The organism is Amycolatopsis alkalitolerans, assembly GCF_006152065.1.
In the GTDB taxonomy this organism is placed as follows: Bacteria; Actinomycetota; Actinomycetes; order Mycobacteriales; family Pseudonocardiaceae; genus Amycolatopsis_E; species Amycolatopsis_E alkalitolerans.
On sequence record NZ_VDFW01000010.1, the window covers coordinates 24450 to 42858 of the forward strand.

Consider the following 18409-nt stretch of genomic DNA (forward strand, 5'->3'; position numbering starts at 1 on the left):
CGCCACCTATCATCATCCTGAATGACAGCCGATGTGAAATACCGAACTGTCATGAACGGTATGCCGTCGCGGGATGACCGGGAGCCGGAATGGACCTCAAACAGCTCAAGGCCCTGGTCACGGTGGCCGAGACCGGCAGCGTCACCAAGGCGGCCGAGCTCCTGCACGTCGTCCAGCCGGCCGTGACCCGCCAGATCCAGGCCCTCGAACACGAACTCGGCGTGCCGCTGTTCGACCGCACCCGCCAGGGCATGCGCCCCACCGAGGCCGGCGCGAACCTCGCCGAACGGGCCCGCCGCGCCCTCGGCGAACTCGACCGCGCCCGCGCCGAGCTCACCGCGCCGCCGGGGGAGGTCACCGGCATCGTCACCGTCGGGCTGCTGGAAAGCACGGCCGAACTGCTCACCGAGCCCCTTGTCGCCGCCGTGCTCCGCGAGCACCCGCGGATCGAACTACGCGTACTCACCGCCTACTCCGGCCATCTCCAGCAGTGGCTCGACAACGGCGACCTGGACCTGAGCCTGCTGTACAACCTCACCAGCACCCCGTCGCTCAACGTCACCCCGCTGGTCCGCGAACAGCTGTGGGTCGTGGCCGGCCCCGGCGACGGCCTGCGCCCTGACCGGCCGGTGCCGTTCGCGACCGCCGCCGCCCGGCCACTCGTCATGCCCGCGCCCGGCCACGGACTGCACACCCTGATCACCACCGCCGCGCGCCAGGCGACGACCGAGATCCAGACCGCCGTGCACACGAACTCGATGCCGCTGCAGAAACATCTCACCGGGGGTGGCCACGGCTGGACCATCCTGCCCGCGGTCGGCATCGCCGCGGACCTCGCGGCCGGCACGCTGAGCGCCGCGCCACTGGCGGACCCGGAAATCTGGCGCTCCATCGTGCTCGGCACCCCACGCGCGGCGCGCCCCACACCCGCGGTCACCGCGGTGGCCAGGGAACTCACCCACCAGGTTCACACGGCCGTCCACAACGGACAGTGGCCGTCCGCGCGCCTGGGGGCATAGCGCCGCCTACCTCACATTGCGTAGCCGCAGCGCGTTGCCGATCACGGACACGGAACTGAACGCCATCGCGACGGCGGCGATCATCGGCGACAGCAGCAGCCCGGTCGCCGGATACAGCACGCCGGCCGCGATCGGGATGCCCAGCACGTTGTACGCGAACGCCCAGAACAGGTTCTCGTGCATGTTCCGCATCGCCGCCCGGCTCAGGTGCCGCGCCTGCACGATCCCGCGCAGGTCGCCCCTGATCAGGGTGACCCCGGCGCTTTCCATGGCGATGTCGGTGCCGGTGCCCATCGCGATCCCGACCTGCGCCTGCGCGAGCGCGGGCGAGTCGTTGATGCCGTCCCCTGCCATCGCGACGAACCGGCCCTGGGCCTGGAGCCGTCGCACCGTCTGCGCCTTCTGGCCGGGAAGCACGCCCGCCACGACCTCGTCGATGCCGAGCTCGGCACCGACCGCGTTGGCGGTGGTCTCGTTGTCACCGGTCAGCATGACGATGCGTAAGCCCGCTTCGTGCAAGGCCGCGATCGCCTGCGGTGTCGTCTGCTTGACCGGATCCGCGACCGCGACCAACCCGGACAGTTTGCCGTCCACCGCGACGAACATCGTCGTCTTCCCTTGGGCGCGCAGCTCCTCGGCTTGTGCGGACGATGCCGCGATGTCGATGCCGAGCGAGCTCATCAACGCGTCGTTGCCGAGCGTGACGCGCTGCCCGTCGATGCGGCCCGCAACGCCCTTGCCGGGGATCGCTTCGAAGTCGGCGACCGCAAGCGGGTGGGCGCCACGTTCGGTCGCGCCCTGTGTGATCGCCGCGGCGAGCGGATGTTCGCTACCACGCTCCAGGGAAGCCGCGAGTCGCAGCACATCCGCCTCGTCGTATCCGTTGAGCGCCACCACATCCTGCAGGCGCGGACGGCCTTCGGTGAGTGTGCCGGTCTTGTCGGTGACCAGCGTGTCGACCTTGCGCATCGTCTCGATCGCCTCGGCGTCGCGGAACAGCACACCGAACGTCGCACCCTTCCCGCTCGCGACCATGACCGACATCGGCGTCGCCAGGCCGAGTGCGCACGGGCAGGCGATGATCAGCACACCGATCGCGTTGACGATCGCATACGCCACCGCGGGCGCGGGACCCCAGATCGCCCACGCCGCGAACGTCGCGGCCGCGGTGATCACGACCGCCGGGACGAACCACGAGGCCACGACGTCGGCGAGCCGCTGGATCGGCGCCCGGCTGCGGCTCGCCTCCGCGACCATCTGCACGATCTGCGACAGCAGCGTGTCGCTGCCCACCCGCCGCGCCTCGATGATCAGCGAGCCGGTGCCGTTGACCGTCGCCCCGATGACCTTCTCGCCGACCGTCTTCGCCACCGGGATCGACTCGCCGGTGATCATCGACTCGTCGATCGCGGACGCGCCCCCGGTGACGACACCGTCGACCGGGACCTTCTCCCCCGGGCGCACGCGCAGCCGGTCACCGACCACCACCTGGTCGAGTGGCACGTCCTCCTCCACGCCGTCCGCGCGCACCCGGCGGGCCGTCTTCGGTGCCAGGCCGAGGAGTCCGCGGATCGCGGCGTTGGTCGAACTGCGCGCCCGCAGCTCGAGCACCTGACCGAGCAGCACCAGCGACATGATGATCGCCGCCACCTCGTAGTAGACCGGCGGTCCGCCACCCTCGCCGTGGAAGGACGCGGGAAGGGTCCCGGGGAAGACCATGGCGTAGATGCTGAAGAGGTAGGCGAAGCCGATGCCCAGTCCGGTGAGGGTGAACATGTTGAGGCTGCGCGCGACCAGCGACTTCCCGAAGCGGTCGAACACGAGCCACCCCACCGCCATGACGGGAGTGGTCAATGCCAGTTGAACCCAGTCCGAGACCGTGGCCGGAACGAAACCCGTCATCCCGAGCACCAGCACGGGCACCGACAGCGCCGCGCTGATCCAGAACCGCCGGGTCATCGCGGTCAGCTCGGCCTGCTCCTCCCCGCCGAGGCCGGCCTCGCGCCGCTCCAGCGTCATCCCGCACTTCGGGCAGGCGCCGGGCTCGTCGCTGCGAACCTCCGGATGCATTGGGCAGGTATAGGTGCTGCCGTCGCCAGTCATGGGCCACCACCTCTCGCCCGGCAGGACAGCCGGCACCAAGCTGCGCGCCCATACCGGCATGAGGTAGAGAAGTTCGTCGCGTCCCGGAGGGACCGATGACACCGGATCGGTAGTTCCGGTGGGCCTGGCAAGGGATGGCCTGGCGGCGGTTGGCGAGCATACTGATGCCATGGATCGGCAGGCGGTGCACGAGGAGATGGACCGGGCGCGGGTGCGGTTCCACCGGTTGCTCGAGTCCTCGTCGGGCGCCGAGCTTCGGCGGCGGTCCACCGGCACCCGGTGGACCAACAAGCAGCTGCTGTTCCACATGCTGCTCGGCTACCTGATCGTGCGGGCCCTCCGCGGGCTGGTCGTGACCTTCAGCCGGCTGCCCGAGCCGGTGGGCCGGCGCTTCGCCCGGTTGCTCGACTCGGCGACCGCTCCGTTCGACGTCGTGAACTATGCGGGCGCTTGGTTCGCGGGCTCGGTGTTACCCCGGCGCGTGCTCGGCGCGCTCTGCGACCGGGTCATCGCGTCACTGCATCGCCGCCTGGACGCCGAGACCGACGCGGACCTGGCCCGCGCCATGCATTTCCCCGTCCGGTGGGACCCGTTCTTCCGCGACACCATGACGCTCGCCGACGTGTACCACTTCGCCACGCAGCATTTCGACTTCCACCGGCATCAGCTCGCGCTCACTTTGGACTGACTACAAAAGGGGCGATTCGGTCGGGGGCCCATGCGTGCGCGGCGAATTCCGGAAAGCGCGATATCGTTGGTCACTCGCGTTCGCGGACGATCCCCAGGGCAGGAAACAATGAGCACCTCGACCGGCCTCGAGCCAGCGCGCCCGCCGCGGCAAGGTCGCCGGTCGTGGGTGCGGTGGCTCCGCCGCTCGCTGCTGGCCGCCGTGTTGCTGTTCCTGATCGTCGTCGGCTGGTCGGTCAGCGCCGCGCTCCTCGCGCCGGGCACCGACAGCGTCGCCGCCAGGCTCGCCGAATGGGGCCGCGACCACGGGCTCGGCGGCGTGATCACGTGGCTGGAAACGCAACAGTACAACCACAACCAGCCCGCCGTCGGCGGCCTTCCCGCCGGCGGGATCCCGATCGCGCCCGGGGCCCTTCCGGCCACCCCCGCGCCGGGGGGCAGCGGGCGCGGACTGCCCGCACCGGCGCCGATCGTGTCCCTCGCCGGGACGGCGTTGCTCCCCGGCGAGGGCCAATGGCACACCGTCGTCACCGACCACGGCCAGCCCGCGGTCCGCGTCGCCTCGCTTCGGCCCGACAGTCAGCACACCTCGTTCGTCACCGGCGTCATGTGGATCGACCCGACCTTCGTCCGCGGTCAGCTCCAGCCCGGCTTCACCGACCCTGGCGGCTCGTGGCGAGCGTCGACTTCGATCACCCCGGCGCTGCAGCGCACGGTCGCCGCCGCCTTCAACGCGGGGTTCCGGCTCAACGGCGCCAGCCATGGCGGGTACTACAGCGAAGGCCGCACCGCAGTCCCCCTGGTCGACGGCGCGGCGAGCCTTGTCATGCGGCCCGACGGCACCGCCACCGTCGGCTCGTGGAACCGCGAAGTCCGGATGAGTCCCCAGGTCGCCAGCGTCCGGCAGAACCTCGTGATGCTCGTGGACAATGGCCAGGTCAACCCCACCTGCGCCACCGGAGGCACCGCGGAATGGGGCAGCACCATCGGCCAGGCCGCCTACATCCACCGCTCCGCGTTCGGGGTGACCGCCGACGGCGCCGAGGTCTACGTCGGCGGCCCCGCCCTGTCGGTGTGCACGCTCGGCAACATCCTCAAGGCCGCCGGTGTGGTACGCGGCATGGAACTCGACATCAACCCGGCCTGGGTCAGCGGCACCTACTTCCACGACTCCCCGGCCGGCCCGCCGAAGGGCTTCCGGCTGTTCCCGGCCGAGCAGGTGCCGCCCGAGCACTACCTGCACGCTTCCAGCCGGGACTGGTACGGCTGGTATCTCCGCCCCTGACGGCGTTCCAAGCTTGCTCCAAGATCCGCCCCGGAGACTGGACCTCGGCCGGCCGGAGTGGCCGGCCGCGCGAGTGAGGTGGAACTGGCATGAGGTGGCGCGAGTGGGCCCGGGACGCTGCGGGCGAGGCGCTGGGGCGGCAGCGCCGGGCCGACCCGGTCGTGCCCGGAAGCGGTGGGCCCGCCGGCAACGCGCGGCTGACGGCCTGGCTCGGCGCCATCCTGCTGGTGCTGTTCCTGGTGGAACTGGTGACGCTGCTCGACGTGCGCGGCCTGCTGAGCTGGCACATCGCCGTCGGCGTGCTGCTGGTGCCGCCCGCGCTGATCAAGACCGCGACCACGAGCTGGCGCATCGCCGGCTACTACCTGCGGCGCCCGGCCTACCACCAGGCCGGGCCGCCGCCGATGGTGCTGCGCGTGCTCGGTCCGCTCGTGGTGCTCACCACGCTCGCGGTGCTGGGCTCGGGGCTGGCGCTGGTGGCGCTGGGGCCCGACGCCAGCCGCACGGCGTTCGCTACTCTGCTCGGGTTCCGCATCGACGCGCTCACCGTGCACCAGGCGACCTTCGCGGCGTGGGCCGTGGTCACCGGACTGCACACCCTGGGCCGGCTGGTCCCCGCGTTCCGCATCCTGACCCACCGGCCCGCTCGGCCCGGCGCCCGGCTACCCGGCGGCGTCAAGCGCGGCAGCGTGCTGGTGGCCACCCTCGCAGCGGCCGGGCTCGCGGCGGGCCTGCTGCTCGGCCCGGCCGCCCCGTGGCTGTCGGACAGTCAGCTGCACTTCCATCACGCCCGCGGCATCGAGCACACCGACCGGCATTGACGCGCTCACGACAAGCGCCGTCTAGCCCTTTTCCCCGATTCCCGGCTTCATCACCAGTTCCGGTCCCGGGCGGCTGAACGAGTACGACACGCTTTCCAGTTCGGCCGCGTCGACCGTCAGCCGGAGCTCGAATCGGTCGGGCAGCAGGTGGTACGTCGCGTGCTCCACGACGCGGTCGTCTTCGTCGAAGGTCGTTCGCGAAAGCACGAGCAGCGGGTGCCCGGTTTCGACGCCAAGGTGCTGGGCCAGGTCGCCGGCGGCACCCTGGCTCACCAGCGTGATCCGGCCGTAGCTCAAGGTCAGTCCGAGGTCCTGCAGCACCTGGTAGATGGGGTGCTCCTCGATCTGGCTCCGCGATATCCGCGTGCCGAAGGGCCCGGGAACGGCGATGTCCGCGACCGCTTGCGGCGCACCGTCGATCGTGTAGAGACGGCGGACGAGCAGACCTTCGGAAAGACCGAGCGCGGCCAGCTGGGGCGGGTTCTCGGCCCATTCGAACCGCAGAATCCGGCCCTCGGGCTGCTTTCCCACGCTGGAGAAGATCGACACGAAGGGCCGCAGCCGATCGAGCGGGTGGACAACGCGCTGCGGGGCCACGAAGGTGCCCGCCCCCTGCCGGCGCACCAGCAGACCTTCGTCCACGAGCGCGCCGAGGGCGCGGCGCACCGTCGTCCGGCTGACCCCGTAGCGGTCGACCAGATCCTTCTCGGTCGGCATCCGGCTGTCCGCGGGCAACTGGGCGATCAGCGCCCGCAGCCGCACGGCCAGCTGCTCGTGCATGCTCGAGGAGCTGGCCCGCCGGAGCTCGGAGTTGTCCTCCATTGTATTCCTTGATCTCGTTGACTTGTATTCTATTGTATGGTTTCGTCCGATGGGTCAACAGTAACCGTCGATGAGGAGGGCCCGTGGAGCTGACCTCAGCCGAACGAGACATCCTGGACGGGCGCCGCGGTGACGCACTCGCGGACGTCCTACGGGAGCAGATCAGCGTCGGGGAGTTCTTCGGCGCCATCAGGTTCGTCGAGATCACCAACGCGCACTTCATGGGCGACCGGGAGGTCTTCGGTCAGGCGGGGGCGGACTATCTGGCCCGGCTCGCGGACGCCGGCCTCACGGCCTGCGTGCCCACCACGCGCAACGCCCAGTCGGTCGACTTCGAACAGGCTCATCTGTTCGCACAGGCGCCCCATCTCGTCGAGGGCGAGCGCGAGACGCGTGCGGTGCTCCGCAGGCTCGGAGTGTCCACTGTGAACACCTGCATCGGGTACCAGAGCGTGTACCAGCCACGCCTCGGTGAGCACGTCGCCTGGGGCGATACGGGCACGGTGGCCTACGCGAACTCCGTGCTCGGGGCACGGACGAACTACGAATCGGGTGCCGCCGGCCTGGCGGCGGCCTTGACCGGTCGCACGCCGGAGTACGGCTTCCACCTGGACGCGAACAGGCGCGCCAATGTGCGCGTGCGAGTCACCGCTTCGCTGCCGGACCTCGCTGACTGGGGTGCTCTGGGCGGGCTCATCGGGGAACGCTCGCGCGGCTACTGGAACGTGCCCGCCCTCGAGCTCCAGTGCCGGCGGGGTCCGGAGTCCGACGCGCTCAAGCATTTCGGCGCCAGCCTCGCGAGTTTCGGCTCCATGGCGATGTACCACATCGTCGGCACCACACCGGAGGCGCGGACGTTCGAGGAAGCCAACGGCGGTCGTGAACTGATCGACGAATACGAGATCACCGAGGACGACATCAAGGAGTTCTTCGCCAGGGACCTCCCCCAGGGCGGGCCGGTCGACCTCGTGGTCTTCACGGCTCCACAGCTGTCGTTCTTCGAGCTGAAACGGATCGCGGACCGGCTCGAGGGCCGGAAGGTCGCCGACTCGGTGCGGCTGATCATCACTACGAACAGCCTTACCTGTGAGGCGCTGCGGGAACAGGGACACCTCGCCGCCATCACCGAAGCCGGTGGCCTCGTGTTACGCGGAACCTGCTGGTACGTCATGGATCCGGCCGCCCAGCGCGAACATTTCGGCTGGGGCAGCCTCGCGACGAATTCGGCGAAACTGGTGAACATCATCCGTGCCCACGGGTACACCCCGGCCCTGCGGCGGACGGACGACTGTATCGAGGCCGCGCTGACCGGGAAGGTGGCGGGACGGTGAGCGACACGGTGTTCGGTGCCGGGCAGGCGACCGGTACCACAGTGGAGGCCGAGGTCCTGGTCAGTCCAGTGCCCTTCAGTGCGCGCTACGACCTCGACCGGACCAGCGGGGTGATCTCGCGTAACGACCACCCGCTGCGCGGCGCATCGGTGCGCGGCAAGATTCTCGTCGCGCCCGGGGTGCAGGGTGGCGTCGCCGCCGGCTGGGCGTTCCCGGCCATGGCGGAACTGGGCATCGGACCGTGCGGCCTCGTTTTCGGCGCGGTCAATCCCGTGATGGTGCAGGGCGCCGTGACAGCGAAAATTCCCATCGTGGCCGGTGTCGATTCGGCCTTCTTCGATGCCGTCCGAAACGGCGACACGGTGCGCCTCGATCCCGCCGCGCGCCAGGTGACGATCGTGCGCTGAGCTCCACCTTTTCGCGGGTTACCACTGAATGATTCCCGAAAACCGCTAGGGGACAACGATGTCGTTCATTCAGATCTTCTCCTTGATCCTGCTGGTCATCACGTTCGCCGTCGCGATCTGGCGCCACGTGAACGTCGGGCTCGCGACCATTCCCGCGGGCTTCCTGCTCCTGCTGGTCGCCGGGGTCCCGGCCGGCCAGTATTTCAAGCAGTTTCCCGGCGAACTGGTCATCCTCATCCTCGGTGTCGCCTACCTTTTCGGGCACGCGCAACGCAGCGGTGCCATCGCCGGCATGACCGCGCTGGCGGTCCGGGCGACCGGGCACCGGGACTGGCTCCTGCCGTGGATCATGTTCCTGCTCGCGGCCGTCGTCAGCGGGATCGGCGCGCTGCCGGCCGCGTCACTGGCGATCGTCGTGCCGATCGCGATGCGCACCGCTCGAGAGCGCGGTATCAACCTGATGTCGATGGGGCTCGTGACGATCATGGGGGCGCTCGCGGGCGGGTTCTCGCCGATCAGCGTCTGGGGCCGGCTCGTGGTCACCTTGGCCGCGAAGAGCGGGCGGCCGATCTCGAGTCTGGGGCTGTTCGCCATCGAGTTCGTGCTCAACCTCGCCCTCGCGGTCGTCGCCTTCCTCATCTTCGGCGGAGTCCGGCTGATACGCCGGCGCCCGCAGCTCGATCTCGCGACCGGCGCCGGTGGTACCGGCGGCGGGGCCGTCACACCGGATCCCATGGCGAGCGGGCGCGGCGCGGTACAGGTCCAGAGCCCGGTCGAGACGGCGGTGGCGAGCCGGGTGACCGCATACCAGGTCTGCTCACTCGTGGGCGTCGCGGTCTTCGTCGCGGTGGTGCTGATCTTCTCGGTGGACCCGGGGCTCGTGGCGTTCGCGGTCGCGCTGGTGCTGCAACTGCTGTTCCGGCCGGATGAGCGGGAACTCGTACGCAGCCTGCCCTGGGCGGTCGTACTCGTCATCACCGGCGTGCTGCTGTACGTCGGGCTGCTGGAAAAGATCGGCACCTTCGCCACGATCGCGAAGCACCTCGGCGGCATCGGCAGCATCGAAGTGGCGGTGCTGGCACTCGCCTTCGTCGGCTCGCTTTTCGCTTCGTTCGAGTCGTCGTCCGTGGCCGTGCTGGGTCTGGTGATCCCGGTGGCGATCGGGGTGACGCCCGGGATCGCCGGCACCCCGTTGCTGCTCATCCTCTGCGCTGTCTCGTGGGCGATCGTCGTGTTGTCCCCGAGTCCCTACCACCTCAGTGGCGCCTTGGTGCTCGCGTCCAGCCCGGAGGACCGGCAACAGTCGATGCTGCGGAAGCTGCTGCTGTGGTCGGTCGGAGTCGCCGTCGTCGTCCCGGCCCTCGCCTGGCTGATCCCGACGCTCGCCGGCCTGTGACCGACGGAACGGCGAGATCAGCGCGCGGACGCTGACGCGGCCGCAGTCGCGCCGGCGGGCAAGGCGTGGATCAGGTCTTCCACCCGTTGCTTGGCGTCGCCGAAGAGCATGGCGGTGTTTTCGCGGTAGAAGAGCGGGTTCTGCACGCCGGCGTAGCCGGAGGACATGGACCGCTTGAACACGATCACGTTCTTGGCCTCCCACACGGTGAGCACCGGCATGCCCGCGATCGGGGATCCGGGGTCCTCCGCCGCCGCGGGGTTGACGGTGTCATTGGCGCCGATGACGAGCACGACGTCGGTGTCGGCGAAGTCGTCGTTGATCTCGTCCATCTCCAGGACGATGTCGTAGGGCACCTTCGCCTCGGCGAGCAGCACGTTCATATGCCCGGGCAGGCGCCCGGCGACCGGGTGGATCCCGAAGCGGACCTGCACGCCGCGCTCGCGCAGCCTGCGCGTCAGCTCCGCGACCCCGTGCTGGGCCTGCGCCACGGCCATGCCGTAGCCCGGCGTGATGATCACGCTGCTCGCGTCCTCGAGGAGTTCGGCGGCGCCGTCGACGGTGATCTCGCGGTGCTCCCCGTAGTCGGTGTCCCGCGCCGGGCCGGCCTCGATCCCGAAACCACCGGCGATGACGGAGATGAACGAGCGGTTCATCGCCTTGCACATGATGTAGGACAGGTACGCACCGGAGGAGCCGACGAGCGCGCCCGTGACGATCAGCAGGTTGTTCTCCAGCAGGAACCCGCTCGCCGCGGCCGCCCAGCCCGAGTAGCTGTTGAGCATCGACACCACCACCGGCATGTCACCGCCGCCGATGGAGGCGACCAGGTGCAGGCCCAGCGCGAGCGCGACGACGGTGACGACGATCAGCAGCCACAGGTGCGGGTCGGCCACGAACCACACCGTCAGCCCCACGAACACGAGCAGCGCCCCGAGGTTGAGGAAGTTCTTTCCCGGCAACATCAACGGCGACGACTTGATCCGGGCCGACAGCTTCAGGAACGCCACGATCGAACCGGTGAAGGTCACCGCGCCGATGAACACGCCGATGAACACCTCGGCCGAGTGGATCCCGGCCAGCCCTAGCGCGTCCAGCCCCCGCGCCTCGGCGCCCCCGGGATCGGCCTCGACCTCCTGGTAACCGTTCCAGCCGACCAGCACGGCGGCGAGCCCGACGAACGAGTGCAGCAGCGCGATCAGTTCCGGCATGCCGGTCATCTGCACGGCGCGGGCGCGCTGCAGGCCGACGGCGGCACCGGCCACCATCGCGACGATCAGCAGGACCACCCCCAGCGCGGAGATCTCCCGCTGCACGGCCAGCGCGATCGTCGCGACGAGGGCAACGACCATACCGGCGATGCCGAACCCGTTGCCCGTCTTCGCGGTCTCGTGCCGCGACAGGCCCGCCAACGCCAGGATGAACAACAACGCGGCGACGAGGTAGGCCGCCTGCGCGATCGTTTCGAGGTTCATGTCTTGAGACTCCGTTGTCGGGTTCAGCTGCGGGAGAACATGGAGAGCATGCGCCGGGTGACCGCGAACCCGCCGAAGATGTTGATCGAGGCGAGCAGGATCGCCGCGAACGACAGCCAGGTGACCGCCGCGCTGCCGTGCCCCACCTGCAGCAGCGCGCCGACCACGATGATGCCCGAGATCGCGTTGGTCACCGACATCAACGGCGTGTGCAGCGCGTGGTGCACGTGGCCGATCACGTAGAACCCGACCACGACCGCCAGCGCGAACACCGTCAGATGTCCCTGCAACGCCGGCGGTGAAGCCGCGACCAGCAGGAACAGCAGCGCACCCGCCACCGCGGTCAGCCCGATCCGCATGGATGTGGACATCTTCTTCTTCGGCTCGGCCTCAGCCGGTTTCTCGGCCGGCGCCGCCGCCTTCGCCGGGGTCGCGGAGACCTGCGCCGGGGGCGGCGGCCACAGCAGCTCACCGTCGCGGACCACGGTCATCGACCGGATGACGATGTCGTCCATGTCGAGCACCGGGACGCCGTCCTTCGCGGGCGTCACCAGCTTCAGCAGGTTGACCAGGTTCGTGCCGTAGAGCTGCGAGGACTGTGTCGGCAGCCGGCCCGCGAGGTCGGTGTAGCCGAGGATCGTCACCCCGTTGTCCGTCGTCACGGCCTTACCGGCCACCGTGCCCTCGACGTTGCCGCCGTTGGCCGCGGCCATGTCCACGATCACGCTGCCCGGGCGCATCGAGGCCACCATCTCGCCGGTGATGATCCGCGGCGCGGGCCTGCCCGGGATCAGGGCCGTCGTGACGACGATGTCCACGTCCCGGCACTGATCCGAGTACAGCTGGACCTCGCGCGCCTTGTAGTCGTCGCTCATCTCCTTGGCGTAACCGGTCGAAGAGACCTCGACGTCAGCCGCCTCGATCGAGAGATACTCGCCGCCCAACGACCTGACCTGGTCGGCCACCTCCGGCCGGGGGTCGGTCGCGCGCACCACCGCGCCGAGCGAGCCCGCCGCGCCGATCGCCGCCAGCCCGGCCACTCCCGCGCCGACCACCAGCACCTTCGCCGGCGGCACCTTGCCCGCCGCGGTGACCTGCCCGGTGAAGAAGCGGCCGAAGGAGTGCGCCGCCTCGACCACCGCCCGGTAGCCGGCGATATTCGCCATCGAGGACAGCACGTCCAGCGACTGCGCCCGCGAGATCCGCGGCACCGCGTCCATCGCCAGCGCCGTCAGTGGCCGCCGCGACAGGTCCTCGACCAGATCCTTGTTCAACGCCGGGCTCAGCAGGCTGACCAGCGTCGCACCGGGCGACATCGCGTCGAGCTGCTCCGTGGACGGCGCGTTGACCCCCAGGACGATCTCGGCCCGCACCGCCTCCCCGATCGACGCCCCGGCCTCGGCAAACGCCTCGTCGGTGAAACTCGCCGCCACGCCGGCGCCGGGTTCCACGACGACGTCGTACCCCAGCTTCAACAGCTGAGCGACCGTCGCGGGCGTCGCCGCCACCCGGGTCTCCCCCGCAGCGGCCTCCTTCAGGACACCGACCAGCATCGAAGTCTCCTCGTTCCGCTCGACGACGAACACCTGAGCCTTGTTACCGACCGCGGTGAGCATCCGGTCATTCGCATGCATTCTTAACACGGCGGTCCGTGTTTTCGCGGTGAGGGGCGACACGTAGGAGGCAGCGCCCCCGGTTCTCACGGGGACGAGCGCCGCGGTTACTTAACGTTGCTTAATCCGCCGGCGGGTCCGAGTCTTTGGCGCATCGTGCGACGCGGCACGGCCCGTTGGAGGACCTTGGCATGAAGGCGCCCCACACAGAGATCGTCCTCGACATCAAGCCCCTGCTCGGCGAAGGCGCGCTCTGGGACACCGGCCAGCAGCGGCTCTACTGGATCGACAGCCTGGGCCGGCGGGTGTTCCGGATGACCGCGGACGGGCGGGAGCTGCGCTCGTGGCTGGTGCCCGCGCCGATCGGTTCGATGGCGCTGACCCACGACGCCGCAGGTGCCGTGGTCGCCCTCGCGAACGGCGTGCATCTGCTGGACTTCGCCACCGGAGAGACCACGCTCGTCGTCGATCCCGAGCACGACCGCCCGGACAACCGGCTCAACGACGGCAAGGTCGACCGGCGCGGCGCTACGTCTTCGGCTCGATGGACACCTCCGAGCGCGACCGGAACGGAAAGCTGTACCGGTCTTCCCTGACGAGTCGATGCTGGCCGAACTGACGTCGATCATCGTCCCGAAACGCCGGACGGCCAGGCTCGCGGTCGAGCAGCTCATCCGCCGGATCGACGGCACCGGCGGGCCGGTACAGGGCTTCATCCAGCCCTACGGCGTCCGCATCGGCAGGACCTGCGGCTGCCCCGCCCGGTGAGCGGCTCACCTGGCGGCTACGGGTGTCGTCGCGTCCCTCGTAGCGTCAGCCCGTGCTGCCCACCCGCGCCAGGCCGGCCTGGTCCTCCATGCGCATGAAGTCCCGCGTCACGGACTTCTCCAGTTCGAACAGGACGTCGTCCTCCGGGTGTCGCGGGTAGGGGGCCTCCACCGGCAGATCGAGGTACACCTGCGAGGGCCGGTTGGTGATCACCAGCATCCGCGTGGACAGGAACACCGCCTCGCGGATGTTGTGCGTCACGAACAGGATCGTCTTCCCGGTCTCGTCCCAGATCCGGATGAACTCCTGCCGCAGCTTCCGTGCCGAGATCTCGTCCAGCGCGGAGAACGGCTCGTCCGCCAGCAGGAGGTCCGGCTCGATCGCGAGACCGCGTGCGAGCGAAACCCGTTGCTGCATCCCGCCCGACAGCTGCAGCGGGTAGTAGCCCGCGAACTCGCCCAGCCCGACGATGTCGAGGTAGCGCCGCACGCGGTCCGCTATCTCGTCGGCCGGCAAACCCATCTCCTGCAGCGGCAGCGCGACGTTGTCCCGCACGGAACGCCAGTCCAGCAGCCGCGGCTGCTGGAACACGACGCCGATCTTCACCCCGGACCGGGTCTTCGTGGTGACCTCCGTGCCGGCGAGCCGGACTGCGCCGCTCGTGGCGTCGTCGAGGCCGTTGATGATGTTCAGCAGCGTCGACTTGCCGCAGCCCGACGGGCCCAGGATGGACAGCAGCGCGCCCTCTTCGACCGCGACGTCCAGCCCGTTCAGCACCTGCAACGGCGGCTGCCCCGCCCGCGGGTACGACTTCTTCAGCCGGTCCAGCACCAGGTAGGCGTCGGTCATCGATCAGGCTCCCCTCTGGAACTGCGCGGCGGGCCGCCATCGCGTCAGGCGCGCCTCGATCGGCTTCAGGATGGCGAATTCGGCGATCAGCAGCGCGACGGTGAACAACAGCGTCCACGCCAGGACCTGCACCATGTTGAAATTGCCGAACCAGTAGTTCAGCGTGTACCCGACGCCGCTGGAAAGCCCGAGCAGTTCGACGATCGTGACGATCTTCCACGACAGGCCGAGCGCGTACCGCAAGGCCGCGAGGATGTACGGGATCAGTTGCGGTACCACGACCCGCAGCAGGACCGACCGGCGCGAGAACCGGAACGCCTTGCCCATATGGATCAGATCCCGGTCGATGGCCTTCGTGCCCTGCCAGATGTTGATCGCGATCGCAGGCGTGGCCCCGATGCCGACGGCGAGAACGGCCGCCAGATCGTTCAGGCCGAACCACAGAATGCACAGAATGCCGTAAACGATCGCGGGAATGGTGAACGCGATGAGGACCCACGTGTCGAGCAGATCCTCACCGAGCTTCGACAAGCCCATCATGAGGCCGATGGAGATACCGGCGAACACCGCGATCGCCATCCCGCCGACGACGCGGATCATCGTCACGCCGAGCTGGTGGTAGGTGTCCCCTTCGCCAAGGTTGTGCCCCATCTGCCCGAACACCGCCCATGGCTGCGGGACCACGGACTCGTCCATGAACAGCGAAACGATCTGCCAGATGAGCAGGAGCAACACCACCGACACCGCTCGCCGCCACAACCCACGGGTGAACCGCCGGCGCGCGGCCTGCCGGATCGAGGCGGTGTCGATCACCTCCTCGATTTCGAGCGCTTGCGTAGTGGACAACTGCGGCCACCTTTCTCCTGATCGGCTGCGTCAGCCGCCGTCGATCTGCTCGGTGTTGAAGTAGATGGTCGCCCGGTCGTACAGGCTCCTCAGTGCGTTCGTCACCACCGGCAGATCCTCGGCCGGGATGTCGGCGACGAGGTACTTCACCAGGTCGCGCAACGCCGCGTCGGCGGTCTCGACGGCCGCACGGCCTTTGTCGGTGATACCCAGGACGATCGCCCTGCGGTCGTGCTCGCTCTGCGTGGTGACCAGCAGGCCGCGCCGCACGAGCCCGTCGACGTTCTCGGAAACCGTCGGCAACGAGAGGTTCCCGCGGGCCGCGAGCTGGCTGAGCGACGTGTAGCCGCCGGCCACCCGCGACAGCGTCCGGTACTGCCGGAACGTCAGCTGCGGATCCAGGCTGCCCAGAACCATCTGGTGCAGCCGGTTGAGCCGGGCGGGTACCGCGACGATCAGATCCTGCGCCTCGAGGTCGACGGTACGATCCGTCACTGGTCGCTGGGGCATGGTCAATGCATCTCCTGTGGGTCCCTATCGTGCGTCATCGATTCTACGATTCGGGTACCTAAGTAGTAGCGATGCACCTCGGTCATGGGGTGAACGCCGGATAGTCGAGCGAGAACAGCCCGTCCGGGATCTTCTTCGGGAACGCCGAGTCGAGGTAGGGAATGGAGTCGGTGATGAGGCGCTTCATGTCGTCGACCTGCTGCTGCGACCACTGCGTGACGAACGAGCCACTGTAGAGCTTCTGGTACGCGGCCACCGCCTCCGGATGCCCGACGGACGCCGCATACGATTGCCACACCGCACTGTTGGTCTGGATGTACTTGATCGAGTCCGCGAGCGTGCTGACGTACGCGCGCACGGCCGAGCAGTTCTGCTTGGCGTATTTCTCGGTCGTGACCGGGCCGAGGTAAAGCGGGTCGTACCCCATTTCGGTCTTGAAGTCCGTGGAGAGGTCCACGATCTCGCGGTACTTGCCCTGGAACTGCGAGAGCGCCGTGCCGTCGACCGACAGGTAGATCGCGTCCAGTTCGCCCTTGTCCATCAGGCCGAAGAGCGTCGCCTCCGGCGCCACGTGGATCTTCCCGTCCAGCCCGTTCAGCAGGTCGAGGTTGTACTTCTTCTGCGCGTACACCTGCAGCAGCGAGGTGACCGCGCCGTTGGGGGCGGTGAACGAGCCGACCCGCTTCCCCTTGAGGTCACCCATGTTCCTGATCGGGGAATCCTTCGGCACGAACACACCGCTGCCGGGCTTGGACAGCGCGCCGATCATGAGCACGTCGGAACCGCGCGAGCGCGCCTGCACCATCGTGGTGAGACCGCCGAAACCGAAGTCGACCGCGTGCTGCGTGATCGCCTGGGCGGTCGCGGGCGGGTTGAGGAACGACTTGACGTCGAGGTCGAGGTTGTACTTCTTGTCGATCCCCTGCGCCTTGGCGGTCTTGACGACCAGGTCCTGTGCGCCGGGGTTGGTCGCGACGGTGGCCTTGGTCAACTGGGCCAGCGGGCCGCAGTTGCCGCCCGAGACTCCTTGGGGCTGGGCGGAATTCGCCCCTCCGGAGCCGCCACAGCCGGCGAGTGCCAGTCCGGCGACGGCGAGCAGTGCCGCCGCCGCTGTCAGCTTCTTGCGCATGTCATTCCCCTTCGAGCCTCTTTGCTACTCAGGGTCCCTAAGTTTCCGGGGAACTTACGATTAGTAGCCCTAACTTGTCAACAGCCCGGCGCCCGGCCGGGCCATTGCGGCATCCATCCGCCGCCGTTAGGGTACCTGATAAACAGGTATCCAAAGCAAGTTCGGACAAGGAGGTCCGCATGGTCGACGGATACGACTTCTCGGGACGCGTAGTCGTGATCACGGGTGGCGCCAACGGAATCGGGGCCGCGACAGCCAGGGCGGCGGCCGCCGCCGGTGCCACGGTCGTCGTGCTCGACCTGAACGAAGAGACCGGGAAGGCACTCGCGGCCGAGCACGCCGGCATCACGTTCCACCGGCTCGACGTGTCCGACCACGACGAGGTCCAGACGGCGATCGCCCTGGTGGCGGCCGAACACGGGCGGATCGACGGGCTGGTGTGCTGCGCGATCGTCCAGCCGCTCATCCCCGTCCTCGAGATGACCCCGGACAAGCTGTCCCGCGTCCTCGACATCAACCTCGGTGGCGTGGTGTGGGCGTCCAAGGCGGTGGCGCCCGTGATGGCCCGGCAGAACAGCGGGTCGATCGTGTACTTCGCCTCCGGTACCGCGGATTTCGGCAAGCCGCACTCCTCCCCGTACACCGCCTCGAAGGGCGCGGTGGCCGGCTTCGCGCACACCTTCGCGAAAGAGGTGGCGCCGTACGGGGTCCGCGTGAACCTGTGCCGCCCCGGCGTCATCGACACCCCGCAGTACCGCGTGTCCAACCCGGACGCGGACTACTCCAAGATCGACAAGCCGGAGGACGCGGTGGGGCCGGTGATGTTCCTGCTGTCGGACTTCGCGACGATGACGAACTCGATCGTCACACGCGAAGGGACGCTCCCCCGCACGCCACGGACGTTCCCGTGAGCGCCCGGGCCGCGACCCCGGTCAACGTCGGCGCGGTCAGGATGCCCGCGCCGCTGACTCACGCGTTCGTCGTGCCGCCCGGCAGCCGGCTGGTCTTCGTCAGCGGGCTCACCGCGCGGGACGGCGAGGGACGGACGGTGGCGCCCGGCGATCCCGGTGGGCAGGCCGACCACATCCTGGGTGCCATCGACGAGATCCTCCGCGCGTCCGGGGGAAGTATCGCCGACACGATCAAACTCACGGTCTATCTCGCCGATCGTTCGTCCGCGCCCGCGGTGGGCAAGGCCAGAGCCCGATGGTTCACGACGGCACCGCTGCCCGCTTCGACGATGGTGCAGGCGGCCCTGATGTCCGACGACCAGCTTGTCGAGATCGAAGCGGTGGCCGCGCTGCCCGCGGACTGACCGGGGGACCCGGAGGCCCGGGCACAGCGAAGA

At 69.0% G+C, this 18409-nt stretch carries 19 protein-coding genes; 11 read left to right on the top strand and 8 right to left on the bottom strand.

All coding sequences use genetic code 11. The annotated features are described in order from the left end of the window. The first annotated feature begins 89 nt into the window (after window positions 1–89). On the top strand, window positions 90–1019 hold the full coding sequence (locus FG385_RS13775) for a LysR family transcriptional regulator (protein ID WP_139097102.1): 930 nt from the start codon (window positions 90–92) through the stop codon (window positions 1017–1019). Window positions 1020–1025: 6 nt separating this feature from the next. Here FG385_RS13775 and FG385_RS13780 read toward each other — a convergent pair whose 3' ends face one another. Beyond that, window positions 1026–3293, bottom strand: coding sequence for a copper-transporting P-type ATPase (locus tag FG385_RS13780; protein ID WP_456061874.1), 2268 nt, complete (start codon window positions 3291–3293; stop codon window positions 1026–1028). Between FG385_RS13780 and FG385_RS13785 the strand changes: the two genes are divergently transcribed. The 3 genes from FG385_RS13785 to FG385_RS13795 all read left to right on the top strand — a co-directional run bounded on the left by FG385_RS13785 (window position 3292) and on the right by FG385_RS13795 (window position 5915). Beyond that, complete coding sequence (locus FG385_RS13785) at window positions 3292–3810, top strand: DinB family protein (protein ID WP_139097104.1); 519 nt, start codon at window positions 3292–3294, stop codon at window positions 3808–3810. The genes FG385_RS13780 and FG385_RS13785 overlap by 2 nt on opposite strands. A 108-nt stretch (window positions 3811–3918) precedes the next feature. Then, the gene (locus FG385_RS13790) at window positions 3919–5094 is read left to right on the top strand and encodes a phosphodiester glycosidase family protein (protein WP_160148789.1); all 1176 of its coding nucleotides are present in this window, start codon (window positions 3919–3921) and stop codon (window positions 5092–5094) included. 89 nt (window positions 5095–5183) lie between these two features. Further along, complete coding sequence (locus FG385_RS13795) at window positions 5184–5915, top strand: hypothetical protein (RefSeq protein ID WP_139097106.1); 732 nt, start codon at window positions 5184–5186, stop codon at window positions 5913–5915. 21 nt (window positions 5916–5936) lie between these two features. Here FG385_RS13795 and FG385_RS13800 read toward each other — a convergent pair whose 3' ends face one another. After that, a complete protein-coding gene (locus FG385_RS13800) occupies window positions 5937–6737 on the bottom strand; it encodes a GntR family transcriptional regulator (protein ID WP_139097107.1) in 801 nt (266 codons plus the stop codon). An 83-nt stretch (window positions 6738–6820) separates the two neighbouring features. On the opposite strand from FG385_RS13800, the gene FG385_RS13805 reads away from it, so the two are divergent. The 3 genes from FG385_RS13805 to FG385_RS13815 are packed head-to-tail and all read left to right on the top strand — an operon-like array spanning window position 6821 to window position 9871. Further along, the gene (locus FG385_RS13805; RefSeq protein ID WP_139097108.1) at window positions 6821–8068 is read left to right on the top strand and encodes an aconitase X; all 1248 of its coding nucleotides are present in this window, start codon (window positions 6821–6823) and stop codon (window positions 8066–8068) included. Further along, entirely contained in the window at window positions 8065–8475 is a 411-nt protein-coding gene (locus FG385_RS13810) for an aconitase X swivel domain-containing protein (RefSeq protein WP_139097109.1), read from the top strand. Before FG385_RS13805 ends, FG385_RS13810 begins: the two co-directional genes overlap by 4 nt. 58 nt (window positions 8476–8533) lie before the next feature. Continuing rightward, complete coding sequence (locus FG385_RS13815) at window positions 8534–9871, top strand: SLC13 family permease (RefSeq protein ID WP_139097110.1); 1338 nt, start codon at window positions 8534–8536, stop codon at window positions 9869–9871. Window positions 9872–9888: 17 nt separating this feature from the next. Here the strand turns inward: FG385_RS13815 and pntB are convergent, their stop codons facing one another. Next, on the bottom strand, window positions 9889–11346 hold the full coding sequence (gene pntB, locus FG385_RS13820) for a Re/Si-specific NAD(P)(+) transhydrogenase subunit beta (RefSeq protein ID WP_139097111.1): 1458 nt from the start codon (window positions 11344–11346) through the stop codon (window positions 9889–9891). Window positions 11347–11369: 23 nt separating this feature from the next. Then, entirely contained in the window at window positions 11370–12980 is a 1611-nt protein-coding gene (locus FG385_RS13825; protein WP_268815925.1) for a Re/Si-specific NAD(P)(+) transhydrogenase subunit alpha, read from the bottom strand. Between the two features lie 170 nt (window positions 12981–13150). On the opposite strand from FG385_RS13825, the gene FG385_RS13830 reads away from it, so the two are divergent. Together FG385_RS13830 and FG385_RS33905 are read left to right on the top strand one after the other, a co-directional pair. Continuing rightward, on the top strand, window positions 13151–13555 hold the full coding sequence (locus FG385_RS13830) for an SMP-30/gluconolactonase/LRE family protein (protein WP_200834444.1): 405 nt from the start codon (window positions 13151–13153) through the stop codon (window positions 13553–13555). A gap of 7 nt (window positions 13556–13562) precedes the next feature. After that, complete coding sequence (locus tag FG385_RS33905) at window positions 13563–13727, top strand: hypothetical protein (protein WP_160148790.1); 165 nt, start codon at window positions 13563–13565, stop codon at window positions 13725–13727. 45 nt (window positions 13728–13772) lie between these two features. Here the strand turns inward: FG385_RS33905 and FG385_RS13835 are convergent, their stop codons facing one another. The 4 genes from FG385_RS13835 to FG385_RS13850 form a co-directional block, all read right to left on the bottom strand. Continuing rightward, window positions 13773–14576 carry an ABC transporter ATP-binding protein gene (locus FG385_RS13835; RefSeq protein ID WP_139097112.1) on the bottom strand — a complete coding sequence of 268 codons (804 nt, stop codon included), beginning with the start codon at window positions 14574–14576 and terminating at the stop codon, window positions 13773–13775. Between the two features lie 3 nt (window positions 14577–14579). Then, window positions 14580–15422, bottom strand: a complete 843-nt coding sequence (locus FG385_RS13840; RefSeq protein ID WP_139097113.1) for an ABC transporter permease — start codon at window positions 15420–15422, stop codon at window positions 14580–14582. 30 nt (window positions 15423–15452) lie between these two features. Beyond that, window positions 15453–15917, bottom strand: coding sequence for a MarR family winged helix-turn-helix transcriptional regulator (locus tag FG385_RS13845; RefSeq protein WP_235022557.1), 465 nt, complete (start codon window positions 15915–15917; stop codon window positions 15453–15455). 97 nt (window positions 15918–16014) lie between these two features. Further along, entirely contained in the window at window positions 16015–17061 is a 1047-nt protein-coding gene (locus FG385_RS13850) for an ABC transporter substrate-binding protein (protein ID WP_139097115.1), read from the bottom strand. A gap of 179 nt (window positions 17062–17240) precedes the next feature. On the opposite strand from FG385_RS13850, the gene FG385_RS13855 reads away from it, so the two are divergent. Both FG385_RS13855 and FG385_RS13860 read left to right on the top strand, forming a co-directional pair. Continuing rightward, window positions 17241–17972, top strand: coding sequence for an SDR family NAD(P)-dependent oxidoreductase (locus FG385_RS13855; protein WP_139097116.1), 732 nt, complete (start codon window positions 17241–17243; stop codon window positions 17970–17972). After that, window positions 17969–18376, top strand: a complete 408-nt coding sequence (locus tag FG385_RS13860) for a RidA family protein (protein WP_139097117.1) — start codon at window positions 17969–17971, stop codon at window positions 18374–18376. The genes FG385_RS13855 and FG385_RS13860 overlap by 4 nt, the downstream gene beginning before the upstream one ends. Window positions 18377–18409: the final 33 nt, after the last annotated feature.

Coding starts and splice junctions, on each gene's coding strand:
- FG385_RS13775 (WP_139097102.1), top strand. CDS start 90: ATGGACCTCAAACAGCTCAAGGCCCTGGTCACGGTGGCCGAGACCGGC.
- FG385_RS13785 (WP_139097104.1), top strand. CDS start 3,292: ATGGATCGGCAGGCGGTGCACGAGGAGATGGACCGGGCGCGGGTGCGG.
- FG385_RS13780 (WP_456061874.1), bottom strand. CDS start 3,293: ATGGCATCAGTATGCTCGCCAACCGCCGCCAGGCCATCCCTTGCCAGG.
- FG385_RS13790 (WP_160148789.1), top strand. CDS start 3,919: ATGAGCACCTCGACCGGCCTCGAGCCAGCGCGCCCGCCGCGGCAAGGT.
- FG385_RS13795 (WP_139097106.1), top strand. CDS start 5,184: ATGAGGTGGCGCGAGTGGGCCCGGGACGCTGCGGGCGAGGCGCTGGGG.
- FG385_RS13800 (WP_139097107.1), bottom strand. CDS start 6,737: ATGGAGGACAACTCCGAGCTCCGGCGGGCCAGCTCCTCGAGCATGCAC.
- FG385_RS13815 (WP_139097110.1), top strand. CDS start 8,534: ATGTCGTTCATTCAGATCTTCTCCTTGATCCTGCTGGTCATCACGTTC.
- pntB (WP_139097111.1), bottom strand. CDS start 11,346: ATGAACCTCGAAACGATCGCGCAGGCGGCCTACCTCGTCGCCGCGTTG.
- FG385_RS13825 (WP_268815925.1), bottom strand. CDS start 12,980: ATGCATGCGAATGACCGGATGCTCACCGCGGTCGGTAACAAGGCTCAG.
- FG385_RS13830 (WP_200834444.1), top strand. CDS start 13,151: ATGAAGGCGCCCCACACAGAGATCGTCCTCGACATCAAGCCCCTGCTC.
- FG385_RS33905 (WP_160148790.1), top strand. CDS start 13,563: ATGCTGGCCGAACTGACGTCGATCATCGTCCCGAAACGCCGGACGGCC.
- FG385_RS13835 (WP_139097112.1), bottom strand. CDS start 14,576: ATGACCGACGCCTACCTGGTGCTGGACCGGCTGAAGAAGTCGTACCCG.
- FG385_RS13850 (WP_139097115.1), bottom strand. CDS start 17,061: ATGCGCAAGAAGCTGACAGCGGCGGCGGCACTGCTCGCCGTCGCCGGA.
- FG385_RS13855 (WP_139097116.1), top strand. CDS start 17,241: ATGGTCGACGGATACGACTTCTCGGGACGCGTAGTCGTGATCACGGGT.